We start from the raw sequence: 13412 nt of genomic DNA, 5'->3' as shown, positions 1-13412 counted from the left end.
CGACACCGGCACAAGCGCCCCGGAGGCGAACCGAGCCCTTAAAAAAGGGTGCGTGAGCCGAAGGGGCGCGCCGGTGTCGAGAAGCCGAGCGCACGGAGGCCCGAAGGGCCGAGCACGATCGGGCTGTCGACACCGGCACAAGCGCCCCGGAGGCGAACCGAGCCCTTAAAAAAGGGTGCGTGAGCCGAAGGGGCGCGCCGGTGTCGAGAAGCCGAGCGCACGGACGCCCGAAGGGCCGAGCACGATCGGGCTGTCGACACCGGCACAAGCGCCCCGGAGGCGAACCGAGCCCTTAAAAAGGGGGTGCGCGTCAGACCCCGGAGGAGATCTCAGCCTTGTCGTCCGAGGTCTTTCCCTCAGCCGCAGCCAGCGCCCTGTTGCGGCGCACGGACGAGACGAAGGACCAGCCGATCAGGATGACGCCGACGAGGCCGGTGATGACCTCGTGGATCTGGTACTGGATGGTGACCAGGAGGATCACGGCGAGGGCGCCGATCGCGTAGTGCGCGCCGTGCTCCAGGTAGACGTAGTCGTCGAGGGTGCCCTGGCGGACCAGGTAGACCGTGAGCGAACGGACGTACATGGCGCCGATGCCGAGGCCGAGGGCCATCAGCACGATGTCGTTGGTGATGGCGAAGGCGCCGATGACACCGTCGAAGGAGAACGACGCGTCCAGGACCTCGAGGTAGAGGAACATGAAAAACGCGGCCTGGCCGGCGAGGACGATGGCCGGCTTCTTCTTTCCGGTCCGCTCGGCCTCCTCCTCCGCCTCGTGCTCCCGCTCCTCCTCTTCCTCGAGTTTGTCCTCGAAGTAGCCGGAGAGTCCGCCGACGACCATGTACGTGATCAGGCCCGCGATGCCGGAGAGCAGGACCGTCGACGCCTTGTCGACGTGCATGCCGCCGTGCTGGTGGGCGTGGGTCGCGAACGTCATGGCGGAGATCATCAGCACGATCAGCGCGATGCAGACAGACAGCATGTCGATCTTGCCGAGCTTGGCCAGCGGCCGCTCCAGCCAGCCGAGCCACTTGATGTCGCGGTCCTCGAAGACGAAGTCGAGGAAGATCATCAGCAGGAACATGCCACCGAAGGCGGCGATCGCCGGGTGGGCGTCGGTGACCAGCTGCTCGTAGCGGTCCTTGTTGTTCAGCGCGAGGTCGACGGCCTCGATCGGACCCAGCTGCGCGCTGACGGCGACGATGACGACGGGGAAGACCAGCCGCATGCCGAATACGGCGATCAGCACACCGATGGTGAGGAAGATCTTCTGCCAGAAGGCACTCATCTTCTTCAGGATTCCGGCGTTGACCACCGCGTTGTCGAAGGACAGCGAGATCTCCAGGATGGAGAGGATCGCCACGATGCCGAAGCCGGTCCACCCCCCGTAGAAGACCGCTGCGACGAGGCCGAGCGCGGTGACCGCAAACGACCAGCCGAAGGTTTTCAGAAGCACTGGCTACCCAATCATCGTGTGTGTACGGGTCTCCCCCGCGCCGCACTCGGCTTTACCTACTGTTGACCACGAAGTCTAAAGGGCCGCCCCTTCGGCTGACGTGGGCGGGCCCTAGGCCGACAGGGCCTAGGAGACGTTGACCCCGAAGTCAAGGGCGATGCCGCGCAAGCCGGACGCGTACCCCTGACCCACCGCGCGGAACTTCCACTCGCTGTTGTAGCGGTAGACCTCACCGAAGATCATCGCGGTCTCCGTGGAGGCGTCCTCGGAGAGGTCGTAGCGGGCGAGCTCCTGGCCGTCGGCCTGGTTGACCACGCGGATGAACGCATTGCTGACCTGGCCGAAGGTCTGGCCGCGGTTGTCGGCGTCGTGGATGGAGACCGGGAAGACGATCTTGTCGACGTGAGCCGGCACCTTGGAGAGGTCGATCAGGATCGACTCGTCGTCACCGTCGCCCTCACCCGTGAGGTTGTCACCGGTGTGCTCCACCGAGCCGTCCGGGCTCTTGAGCTGGTTGTAGAAGATGAACCACTCGTCGCCGAGCACCCGGCCGGACTGGCACAGCAGGGCGCTGGCGTCCAGGTCGAAGTCGGCTCCGGTGGTCGAGCGCGCGTCCCAGCCGAGCCCGATCAACACCTGCGTGAGGTTGGGTGCGGCCTTGGAGAGGGAGACATTGCCTCCCTTGGCGAGCGTGACGCCCATGATCTGTTCCTCCCCGGTGAAGCGTTCATGCGGTTTTGCAGGCGATATCCCCGCCGGGCCCCTGGCCAACCCGTTTTCCGGCCGGGGGGTCCGGGGCTGTCCCCCCGGGACAACACAGCGGGTTGTTCAGCGGGCCTCGGCGCCGCGCCCGAGGGTGCGGCGCCGGACCGATGAGCCGAAGGCCGTACGGCTCGGAGTGGCTCAGACGTTCACGCCGAAGTCCTGCGCGATGCCGCGCAGGCCCGAGGCGTAGCCCTGGCCGATGGCGCGGAACTTCCACTCCGCGCCGTTGCGGTACAGCTCGCCGAAGACCATCGCGGTCTCCGTCGAGGCGTCCTCGGAGAGGTCGTAACGCGCGATCTCCGCCTCGCCGGCCTGGTTCACGACGCGGATGAACGCGTTGCGGACCTGGCCGAACGACTGCTGGCGGTTCTCGGCGTCGTAGATCGAGACCGGGAACACGATCCGCTGGACCTCGGCCGGGACGGCGGCGAGGTTGACCTTGACCTGCTCGTCGTCGCCCTCGCCCTCACCGGTGATGTTGTCCCCGGTGTGCTCGACCGAGCCGTCCGGACTCTTCAGGTTGTTGAAGAACACGAAGTTCTGGTCGGAACTGACCTTGCCGTCCGCGTTCGTCAGGATGGCGCTGGCGTCGAGGTCGAAGTCGACGCCGGTGGTGGTGCGGGCGTCCCATCCCAGACCGACGATGACCGCGGTCAGTCCCGGGGCCTCCTTCGTCAGAGATACGTTGCCGCCCTTGCTGAGACTGACTCCCACGAGTCCTCCCAATGGTGTCCAGGGGCGGGGAGCCCCGTAATGCGTTGGTATCGGATCAACGTGTCGATCCTAGTGACGGGTTCCCACACCACGCAGGGCCTGGAACCGAACAATCACAGGGTGTCGAGCGCCTTTACGTACTCATTCAGGTCACGCGCGTCCGGCAGACCGTTGACGACGGTCCAGCGGACGACGCCCGCCTTGTCGATGATGAAGGTGCCGCGCACGGCACAACCCTTGTCCTCGTCGAAGACGCCGTACGCGCGCGAAGTGTTGCCGTGCGGCCAGAAGTCGGAGAGCAGCGGGTACTCCAGGCCCTCCTGCTCGCCGAAGACGCGCAGGGTGTGGATGGAGTCGTTGGAGACGGCCAGCAGCTGGACCTCGTCGTTGACGAACTTCGGCAGTTCGTCGCGCAGGGCGCACAGCTCCCCGGTGCACACGCCGGTGAAGGCGAACGGGTAGAAGAGCAGCACCACGTTCTTCTTGCCACGGAAGTCGGACAGCTTCACGGTCGCCCCGTGGTTGTCCTTGAGCTCGAAGTCCGGGGCCTCGGTGCCGACCTCGATCGCCATAGTCACACGTTTCCCTTCGAAGGGGCTGTTCGGGTGACGCCCAGCCTACGCAGCGTCCGCCGCGCGCCCCGGCGCGACCCGGCCGGTCCCGGCGCGGCTCATGGACCGGCCCATGGCCTCGGGCACGAGCCGGCCCATGGGTCGGCCCCTGGGTCAGCCCATGGGTGAGGCCCCCGCCGACCGTTCGTCGGTGGGGGCCTCACATGATGTGCTGCGGCAGACGGAGCGGGAGCTCAGCGCTTCGACTTGGGCGTGGCCAGGCGGGTGCCCGACCACTCCTTGCCCACGGAGATGCTCTTCGTCTGGGAGAGACCGGCGGTCTGTGCGGCATCACTGATGTCGCTGGGCTCGACGTAACCGTCCCGGCCGGTCTTCGGGGTCAGCAGCCAGATCATGCCGCCGTCCTCAAGGAGACCAATGGCGTCCACCAGAGAATCCGTGAGGTCGCCGTCCTCGTCGCGGAACCACAGCAGCACGACGTCAGCGACGTCGTCGTAGTCCTCATCGACCAGATCCTGGCCGATCAACGATTCGATACCTTCACGGAGCTCGTGGTCAACGTCGTCGTCGAAGCCGATCTCCTGGACCACCTGTCCGGGCTCGAACCCCAGCCTGGCGGCCGGGTTGGTCCGCTCCTCCGCGTGGTCCGCGGTCGCGCTCACGGCTTGCCTCCTGATTGTTTTGCGGTAGATGTCAGCCACGCGCGTGCGCGTGGCGTTGGCCGTAGTCCACACGGGCGGGACGGATCGCGCAAGTACCCGGCCGTCAAGACCGCCGAAACGGTGACGATCCTGGCGGTGTCGACGCAACTCCAGCCATGGAATCACGGTTCTGGGTGACGCAGGCCACACCGATATGTTCGGTTTGCGAATTTGGGTACCCCTGAAGCCTACGAGACCCGAACGACTTTGCGGAACGCGTCATGGACTGCAGCGTATCGTTACGTTTTGGTCTGGCCCGTCCCAACGGTCTGCAGGAATGTCTCGGTTACCTCTCGGTAGAGATGACGATTCCGCTCCCGAGGTACACGATGGGGAACGGCGCAGACAAGGAAAAGTGGCCCTCTGACAGTGAAGGAACAGCGTGGCTTCCGGATCCGATCGCAACCCGATCATCATTGGCGGCCTTCCCAGTCAGGTCCCGGACTTCGACCCTGAAGAAACGCAGGAGTGGCTCGACTCCCTCGACGCCGCCGTCGACGAGCGCGGCCGCGAGCGTGCCCGGTATCTGATGCTGCGGCTGATCGAGAGGGCCCGCGAGAAGCGCGTGGCCGTGCCCGAGATGCGCAGCACGGACTACGTCAACACCATCCCCACCAAGGCCGAGCCCTTCTTCCCCGGCAACGAGGAGATCGAGCGCAAGGTCCTGAACGCCACCCGCTGGAACGCGGCCGTGATGGTGTCCAGGGCCCAGCGGCCGGGCATCGGCGTCGGCGGCCACATCGCCACGTTCGCCTCCTCCGCCTCGCTCTACGACGTGGGCTTCAACCACTTCTTCCGTGGCAAGGACCGGGGCGACGGCGGCGACCAGATCTTCTTCCAGGGGCACGCGTCGCCGGGCATCTACGCCCGCGCGTTCCTGCTCGACCGGCTGAGCGAGCAGCGGCTCGACGCCTTCCGGCAGGAGAAGTCGAAGGCGCCGTACGGGCTGTCCTCGTACCCGCACCCGCGGCTGATGCCGGACTTCTGGGAGTTCCCGACCGTCTCCATGGGCCTCGGCCCGCTCAGCGCGATCTTCCAGGCGCGGATGAACCGCTACATGGAGGCGCGCGGCATCGCGGACACCTCCGCGTCACACGTGTGGGCGTTCCTCGGCGACGGCGAGATGGACGAGCCGGAGTCGCTCGGGCAGTTGTCCATCGCCGCTCGGGAGGGCCTGGACAACCTGACCTTCGTCGTCAACTGCAATCTGCAGCGCCTCGACGGGCCGGTGCGCGGCAACGGCAAGATCATCCAGGAGCTGGAGTCGCAGTTCCGCGGCGCCGGATGGAACGTCATCAAGCTGGTCTGGGACCGCAGTTGGGACCCGCTGCTGGCGCAGGACCGGGACGGCATCCTCGTCAACAAGCTGAACATCACGCCCGACGGCCAGTTCCAGACGTACGCCACCGAGACCGGCGCGTACATCCGCCAGCACTTCTTCGGTGACGACCACCGGCTGCGCGCGATGGTCGAGAACATGACCGATGACCAGATCCTGCACCTGGGCCGCGGCGGACACGACCACAAGAAGATCTACGCGGCGTTCTCGGCGGCCAAGGAGCACCAGGGCCAGCCGACGGTGATCCTGGCGCAGACGGTCAAGGGCTGGACGCTGGGCCCGAACTTCGAGGGCCGCAACGCCACGCACCAGATGAAGAAGCTGACGGTCGCCGACCTCAAGCACTTCCGCGACCGGCTGCACCTGCCGATCTCCGACAAGCAGCTGGAGGACGGCCCGCCGCCGTACTACCACCCGGGTCGGAACTCGGAGGAGATCCAGTACATGCACGACCGCCGCAAGGGGCTCGGCGGGTACGTCCCGACGCGCGTCGTGCGGTCGCAGCCGCTGGCCCTTCCGGACGACAAGACATACGCGGCGGTGCGGAAGGGCTCGGGCCAGCAGTCGATCGCCACCACCATGGCGTTCGTACGGCTCCTCAAGGACCTCATGCGGGACAAGGAGATCGGCAAGCGCTTCGTGCTGATCGCGCCCGACGAGTACCGCACCTTCGGTATGGACTCGTTCTTCCCGAGCGCGAAGATCTACAACCCGCTCGGCCAGCAGTACGAGTCCGTGGACCGCGATCTGCTGCTCGCGTACAAGGAGTCGCCGACCGGCCAGATGCTGCACGACGGCATCTCGGAGGCGGGCTGCACGGCGTCACTGATCGCGGCGGGTTCGGCGTACGCCACGCACGGCGAGCCGCTGATCCCGGTCTACGTCTTCTACTCGATGTTCGGTTTCCAGCGCACCGGCGACCAGTTCTGGCAGATGGCCGACCAGTTGGCGCGCGGATTCGTACTCGGCGCGACCGCCGGTCGTACGACACTGACCGGTGAGGGTCTGCAGCACGCGGACGGCCACTCGCAGCTGCTCGCCTCGACGAACCCGGGCTGTGTCGCCTACGACCCGGCGTACGGCTTCGAGATCGCGCACATCGTGAAGGACGGCCTGCGCCGGATGTACGGTCCGGACAGCGAGGACGTCTTCTACTACCTGACCGTCTACAACGAGCCGATCCAGCATCCGGCTGAACCGGAGAACGTTGACGTGGACGGCATCCTCAAGGGCATCTACCGCCTGAAGTCCAGTGATCAGGGCGCCATTCCCGCGCAGATCATGGCGTCCGGTGTCGCCGTCCCGTGGGCGATCGAGGCGCAGCGGATCCTCGCCGAGGAGTGGAACGTGCGCGCCGACGTCTGGTCGGCGACCTCCTGGAACGAGCTGCGGCGCGAGGCCGTCGAGGTGGAGCAGCACAATCTGCTGCGCCCCGAGGAGGAGCAGCGCGTTCCGTACATCACGCAGAAACTGTCCGCCGCGCAGGGGCCGTTCGTGGCCGTGTCCGACTGGATGCGATCGGTTCCGGACCAGATCTCGCGGTGGGTGCCGGGGACGTACCAGTCCCTCGGCGCGGACGGCTTCGGTTTCGCGGACACCCGTGGGGCGGCCCGGCGGTTCTTCCACATCGACGCGCAGTCGATCGTGGTCGCGGTGCTGACCGAGCTGGCGCGCGAGGGCAAGATCGACCGCTCGGCGCTGAAGCAGGCGATCGACCGCTACCAGTTGCTCGACGTGACGTCGGCCGACCCGGGGGCCGCGGGCGGCGACGCGTAGGACATACGGCGAACGGAAGGGCGGCGGGGCCTGTGGCTCCGCCGCCCTTCCTGGTGCCGAGCCGTATTACTCGTGGGACTCATGGGACTCGTGGGCGTGACCCGTGGGCGAACCGGAGCGGTTCGTCGGGGTGCTCGCCCGCGGTGTCACCGGACCGGTCAGGATTCGAGAAGCGCCGGGCTCCGCGCCGCCCTAGGGTCTGTCTGGAGTTGTGATCTGGATCAGGGAGCGGGGCGTGGTGCGTGCGATCGCAAGGCGCCGGAAGGCCCTCGTAGCGGAGCTACTAGGGCATTTCGGCAACGCGGCGAGCGTGCGTGCCACGCCCCGCGAGCCCAGATCACAACTCCAGACAGGCCCTAGCGTGGCTGCCATGGACATCACCCTGCACGCGAGCTTCCTCCCGCACAACGACCCGGGCGCCTCCCTGGCCTTCTACCGCGACGCCCTCGGCTTCGAGGTCCGCATCCAGGAGAAGCGCTGATCCAGCCGTCCGGCGAACGGTGCGGCGCACCCGTTCCGCTGTTCCTCGACGGGGACGGGACAGCGGACCGTTGCCGCGATCGCGCCGACAAAGTAAAACCGGACGTGCTGCCCGACGCTGGTCGGATCGAGCCAGGCGGCCCCGCCCAACAGATGGAGACACGATGAGCATGGCCACGACGACGGACACACAGTCGCCCGCGCCGCACGCTGCCGACAGCCACGATCTGATCCGCGTGCACGGGGCGCGCGAGAACAACCTCAAGGACGTCAGCATCGAGATCCCGAAGCGCCGGCTGACGGTGTTCACGGGCGTGTCCGGCTCGGGCAAGAGCTCGCTGGTGTTCGACACGATCGCCGCGGAGTCGCAGCGGCTGATCAACGAGACCTACAGTGCCTTCGTGCAGGGCTTCATGCCGACACTGGCGCGGCCCGAGGTCGACGTGCTCGACGGGCTGACGACGGTGATCAGCGTCGACCAGCAACGGATGGGTGCCGACCCCCGCTCCACGGTCGGCACCGCCACCGACGCCAACGCGATGCTGCGCATCCTCTTCAGCCGGCTCGGGAAGCCGCACATCGGCCCGCCCGGCGCGTACTCCTTCAACACCGCCTCGGTCCGGGCGAGCGGTGCGATCACCGTCGAGCGCGGTGCCAAGAAAGCGGTGAAGGCGACCTTCAACCGCACCGGCGGCATGTGCACGCACTGCGAAGGCCGGGGCAAGGTCTCCGACATCGACCTCGCCCAGCTCTACGACGACTCCAAGTCGCTCGCCGACGGCGCGTTCACCATCCCCGGCTGGAAGTCGGACAGCCAGTGGACCGTGGGGCTCTACGCCCAGTCCGGCTTCCTCGACCCGAACAAGCCGATCCGCACGTTCACCAAGCAGGAGATGCAGGACTTCCTCTACGGCGAGCCGACCAAGGTGAAGGTCAACGGCGTCAACCTCACCTACGAAGGACTGATCCCCAAGATCCAGAAGTCCTTCCTGTCCAAGGACAAGGAGGCGATGCAGCCGCACATCCGGGCGTTCGTGGAGCGGGCGGTCACCTTCACCACCTGCCCCGAGTGCGACGGCACCCGGCTCAGCGAGGGGGCCCGGTCGTCGAAGATCGAGCAGATCAGCATCGCCGACGCCTGCGCGATGGAGATCAGGGACCTGGCCGAATGGGTCCGCGGACTCGACGAGCCGTCGGTGGCGCCGCTGCTCACCGCGCTGCAGGGGACCCTCGACTCGTTCGTGGAGATCGGCCTCGGCTACCTCTCGCTGGAGAGGCCGGCGGGCACGCTGTCGGGCGGCGAGGCACAGCGCGTCAAGATGATCCGCCACCTCGGCTCCTCGCTCACCGACATCACCTACGTCTTCGACGAGCCCACCATCGGCCTGCACCCCCATGACATCCAGCGGATGAACGAGCTGCTGCTCCGGCTGCGGGACAAGGGCAACACGGTGCTCGTCGTGGAGCACAAGCCGGAGACGATCGCGATCGCCGACCACGTCGTCGACCTCGGCCCCGGCGCGGGTACGGCGGGCGGCACCGTCTGCTTCGAGGGCACCCTCGAGGGGCTGCGGGCCAGTGACACCGTCACCGGCCGCCATCTCGACGACCGGGCCGCCCTCAAGACGTCGGTGCGCACGTCCACCGGCGCGCTCAAGATCCGCGGCGCGGCGGCGAACAACCTGCGACACGTCGACGTCGACATCCCGCTCGGCCTGCTGGCCGTCGTCACCGGCGTCGCCGGGTCCGGCAAGAGTTCCCTCGTACACGGGTCGATTCCCGCCGGCGAAAATGTGATCTCGATCGACCAGACCCCGATCCGCGGCTCACGGCGCAGCAACCCGGCGACGTACACCGGACTGCTCGAACCGATCCGCAAGGCCTTCGCCAAGGCCAACGGCGTCAAGCCGGCGCTGTTCAGCGCCAACTCCGAAGGCGCCTGCCCCACCTGCAACGGCGCCGGCGTCATCTACACCGACCTGGCGATGATGGCAGGCGTTGCCACCACCTGCGAGGAGTGCGAGGGGAAGCGGTTCCAGGCCTCGGTGCTCGAGTACCACCTCGGGGGGCGCGACATCAGCGAGGTGCTCTCGATGTCGGTGACCGAGGCCGAGGAGTTCTTCGGCGCCGGCGAGGCGCACACCCCGGCCGCGCACAAGATCCTCGACCGGCTCGCCGACGTCGGGCTCGGCTACCTCACCCTCGGCCAGCCGCTCACCACGCTGTCCGGCGGCGAGCGCCAACGGCTCAAGCTGGCCACCCACATGGCCGACAAGGGCGGCGACCGGTCCGTCTTCGTACTCGACGAGCCGACCACCGGCCTCCACCTCGCCGATGTCGAGCAGTTGCTCGGTCTGCTCGATCGGCTCGTCGACTCCGGCAAGTCGGTCATCGTCATCGAGCACCACCAGGCGGTCATGGCGCACGCCGACTGGATCATCGACCTCGGCCCCGGCGCCGGCCACGACGGCGGCAAAATCATCTTCGAGGGCACCCCCGCGGACCTCGTCGCCGACCGCTCCACCCTCACCGGCGAGCACCTCGCGGCCTACGTCGGCATCTGACCGAGGCCCGCGCGGAGACGGTGACTCCGTCGTGCCCGGGTGGTCGACCCGCGCGGTGACGCGGCAGCCGATGCTGCGTCACCGCGCGGAATCCGTATTACCTACGATGCGCACATGAAGGATGAATCGGCACAAGCCCGTTGGGAACAGCGCACGCAACGGCCTCTGCTGGCGCTCGCGGTGGCCTTCACCGTCGCGTACGCCGTGCCGATCGTGGACAGCGCCGCGAGCCCCGGGCTGATCCACGCGTGCACGCTGGCGGAGTGGGTGGTGTGGGCGGCGTTCGCCGCGGACTACCTCGTACGGCTCGCGCTGGCCCCGCGTCGGCGGGACTTCGCCCGTAGGCACTGGCTGGACCTGTGCGCGGTGATCCTGCCGCTCCTTCAGCCGCTGCGGCTGCTGCGGCTGGTCTCCACGCTGCTGCTGGTGGGGCGGCGGGCCCGGATGGCCTCGCAGATCCGGCTGACGACGTATGTCGGGGGCACGGTGATCGGACTGCTGATGTTCGGCTCGCTCGCGGTGCTGTCGGTGGAGCGGGATTCGCCCGACGGGAACATCAGGAATCTGGGCGACGCGGTGTGGTGGTCGTTCACGACGATGACGACGGTGGGGTACGGGGATCACGCGCCGACCACCGGTCTGGGCCGCATGATCGCGGTCGGGCTGATGCTCTCCGGGATCGCGCTGCTCGGTGTCGTCACGGCCAACATCGCCGCGTGGTTCATTGCCCGGTTCGAGAAGGACGACGTGGAGGAGCGGCGGCAGACGGCGGCGATCGAGGCGTTGGCGGAGGAGGTGCGGGCATTGCGGGCGGAGGTGGCTTCACTGTCGGGGGGTGGTCGGCATGCTGTTCCGGTGCCGGTGCCGGTGCCGGGGGAAGAGCGTTCGCGCTAGCGCGCGGGGCCGGCTTTTGGAGTTGCGGCCGGTGGGGGCTTGTCGCGCCCACGCGGCGGAGCCGCACAATGTCACAGCCCCGCGCCCCTTAAGGGGTCGTTCGTAGGCTGCGGGTTGGTGGGGGGCTTGTCGCGCAGTTCCCCGCGCCCCTGACGGTCGTTCGTCGGCTGCCGGCCGGTGGGGGCTTGTCGCGTCCACGCGTGTCATGGCCTCGCGCCCCTTGAGGCATGTCCGGGGGTATCCGCTGTCTTGCGGATACCCCCGATCCTTGCCTCCGGTCGTGGTGGCGCGCTGTCCCCCTCCGGCAGCGCGTCGCCGTCCCGGGCCTTGGCCTCCCATGTCGTGCGGAGGACTTGACCCACTGTGACGTGCGACGCGGGCCGAGCGGGAGGGATCTTTAGCGTTGTCACCCGGATAGGCGAAATCCGTCAGATATGGCCCCCGCCCGCCCCCGCGGCCTCCGCGTTCTCGCCCCGCTTGGTGAGCAACGCGACGAAGACCGCCACGACGGCGACCACCGAGGCGACGAGGCAGGCCAGGCTCATGCCGGAGATGAAGGTGTCGTGGGCGACGTCGGTGATCTGCGCGGCGATCCGGGCCGGTGTTCCCTCGGCGACCGGCGCGGCACCGACCTGGACGGCCTCGGAGGCCTGGTCGAGCTGGGCCGGGGTGAGCGGCGGCAGCTTGGCGTCGGCCCAGTTGCCCGCGAGGTCGCCGTCGACCTTGGAGGCCATCACGGCGCCCAGCACGGCCGTACCGAGGCTGCCACCGATCTGCATGGCGGCCTGCTGAAGGCCACCGGCGACACCGGAAAGCTCCATCGGCGCGTTGCCCACGATGACCTCGGTGGCGCCGACCATGACCGGCGCGAGGCCGAGACCGAGACCGGCGAACCAGAGCGACATGACGGCACTGCCGGTGCCCGTGTCCAGCGTGGACATGCCGTACATGGAGATCGCGGTGAGGGCCATGCCGCCCGCCAGCGGGATGCGCGGGCCCGTCTTGGTGATCAGGGCGCCGGCCAGCGGCGAGCCCACGATCATCATCCCGGTGAGCGGGAGCAGGTGCAGACCGGCGTCGACCGGGCTCATACCGTGCACGTTCTGCAGGTAGAAGGTGACGAAGAACAGACCGCCGAGGAACGCGATGGCCATCAGGACCATGAGGACCACGCCCGCCGACAGCGGCACGGAGCGGAACAGCGCCAGCGGGATCAGCGGTTCCTTGACCCGCTTCTCCCAGAAGGCGAAGAGCGCGAAGCCGAGCACCGAGGCGCCCAGGAAGGTCCACGTCAAGCCGTCGCCCCAGCCCCAGGTAGGAGCCTTGATGAGCGCCCAGACCAGGCAGAACATGGCGCCGGAGAGCAGCGCGATGCCCAGGACGTCGAAGGACCGCGGAGCGTTCTCCGCGCGGTGGTCGGTGAGGATCAGCACGCCCAGGACCAGCGCGAGGATGCCGACGGGGACGTTGATGAAGAAGACCGACTGCCAGCTGACGTGCTGGACCAGCAGGCCGCCGAGGATCGGGCCGCCCGCGGTGGACGCGCCGATGACCATGCCCCAGATGCCGATCGCCATGTTCAGCTTCTCGGCCGGGAAGGTGGCCCGCAGCAGGCCGAGCGCGGCCGGCATCAGCAGGGCGCCGAACAGGCCCTGCAGGACGCGGAAGGTGACCACCAGGGCGATGCTGCTGGAGAGGCCGATGGCCCCGGAGGCCACGGCGAAGCCGACGACTCCGATGAGGAAGGTCTGCCGGTGCCCGAACCGGTCGCCGAGCTTGCCCGCGGTGATCAGGGTGACCGCGAGCGCGAGGAAGTAACCGTTGGTGATCCACTGAACGTCCGCGAAGCTGGCGTTCAGGTCCTTCTGGATGGCCGGGTTGGCGATGGCCACGATGGTGCCGTCCAGGGCGACCATCATGACGCCGACGGCCACGGTGAACAGGGTGAACCACGGATGGCCGCGCATGCCCTTTGCGGGAGCTGATCCGGGCGGGCCGACCGGGGCCTTGCCGGCCGGGCCCGTCGCGTCGACGGTGGTCTGACTAGTCATGTGTTCGAGATTAGTGACAGTCGCTGACAGTTGACAAACCATTTCACTAGTCGGTAACTGTCACGTCATCCGCCAGTACGCTGAACTGGGCAGCAGGACGAGA

The 13412-nt window shown here is 67.8% G+C and carries 9 protein-coding genes and 1 pseudogene; 4 read left to right on the top strand and 6 right to left on the bottom strand.

Translation table 11 applies throughout. From position 1 onward, the window contains the following. Nucleotides 1–310 precede the first annotated feature (310 nt). The 5 genes from AB0D57_RS37595 to AB0D57_RS37575 all read right to left on the bottom strand — a co-directional run bounded on the left by AB0D57_RS37595 (nt 311) and on the right by AB0D57_RS37575 (nt 4166). A complete protein-coding gene (locus AB0D57_RS37595) occupies nt 311–1453 on the bottom strand; it encodes a DUF475 domain-containing protein (RefSeq protein ID WP_362084047.1) in 1143 nt (380 codons plus the stop codon). Between the two features lie 126 nt (nt 1454–1579). Next, nucleotides 1580–2155: a TerD family protein gene (locus AB0D57_RS37590; RefSeq protein WP_362084044.1), complete on the bottom strand. Its 576-nt coding sequence runs from the start codon at nt 2153–2155 to the stop codon at nt 1580–1582. A gap of 201 nt (nt 2156–2356) precedes the next feature. Then, complete coding sequence (locus AB0D57_RS37585; protein ID WP_362084041.1) at nt 2357–2932, bottom strand: TerD family protein; 576 nt, start codon at nt 2930–2932, stop codon at nt 2357–2359. 113 nt (nt 2933–3045) lie between these two features. After that, nucleotides 3046–3504, bottom strand: coding sequence for a peroxiredoxin (locus tag AB0D57_RS37580; protein ID WP_362084068.1), 459 nt, complete (start codon nt 3502–3504; stop codon nt 3046–3048). A gap of 233 nt (nt 3505–3737) precedes the next feature. Next, a complete protein-coding gene (locus AB0D57_RS37575) occupies nt 3738–4166 on the bottom strand; it encodes a DUF3052 domain-containing protein (RefSeq protein WP_362084038.1) in 429 nt (142 codons plus the stop codon). 421 nt (nt 4167–4587) lie between these two features. Here AB0D57_RS37575 and aceE point away from each other — a divergent pair, with 421 nt between their 5' ends. The 4 genes and pseudogenes from aceE to AB0D57_RS37555 all read left to right on the top strand — a co-directional run bounded on the left by aceE (nt 4588) and on the right by AB0D57_RS37555 (nt 11258). Further along, nucleotides 4588–7320 carry a pyruvate dehydrogenase (acetyl-transferring), homodimeric type gene (gene aceE, locus AB0D57_RS37570; protein ID WP_362084035.1) on the top strand — a complete coding sequence of 911 codons (2733 nt, stop codon included), beginning with the start codon at nt 4588–4590 and terminating at the stop codon, nt 7318–7320. Between the two features lie 370 nt (nt 7321–7690). Continuing rightward, nucleotides 7691–7783, top strand: a pseudogene (locus AB0D57_RS37565) (VOC family protein); the annotation flags it as partial. Nucleotides 7784–7964: 181 nt separating this feature from the next. Further along, on the top strand, nt 7965–10364 hold the full coding sequence (locus AB0D57_RS37560) for an excinuclease ABC subunit UvrA (RefSeq protein WP_362084032.1): 2400 nt from the start codon (nt 7965–7967) through the stop codon (nt 10362–10364). 114 nt (nt 10365–10478) lie between these two features. Then, nucleotides 10479–11258, top strand: coding sequence for a potassium channel family protein (locus tag AB0D57_RS37555; protein WP_362084029.1), 780 nt, complete (start codon nt 10479–10481; stop codon nt 11256–11258). 428 nt (nt 11259–11686) lie between these two features. Here AB0D57_RS37555 and AB0D57_RS37550 read toward each other — a convergent pair whose 3' ends face one another. After that, complete coding sequence (locus tag AB0D57_RS37550) at nt 11687–13309, bottom strand: MFS transporter (protein ID WP_362084026.1); 1623 nt, start codon at nt 13307–13309, stop codon at nt 11687–11689. Between the last annotated feature and the right edge of the window lie 103 nt (nt 13310–13412).

It is taken from the genome of Streptomyces sp. NPDC048275 (genome assembly GCF_040652275.1).
Classification (GTDB): domain Bacteria; phylum Actinomycetota; class Actinomycetes; order Streptomycetales; family Streptomycetaceae; genus Streptomyces.
Note: the sequence above shows the minus strand (reverse complement) of the source record. Positions and strands in the feature narration are given on the sequence as shown.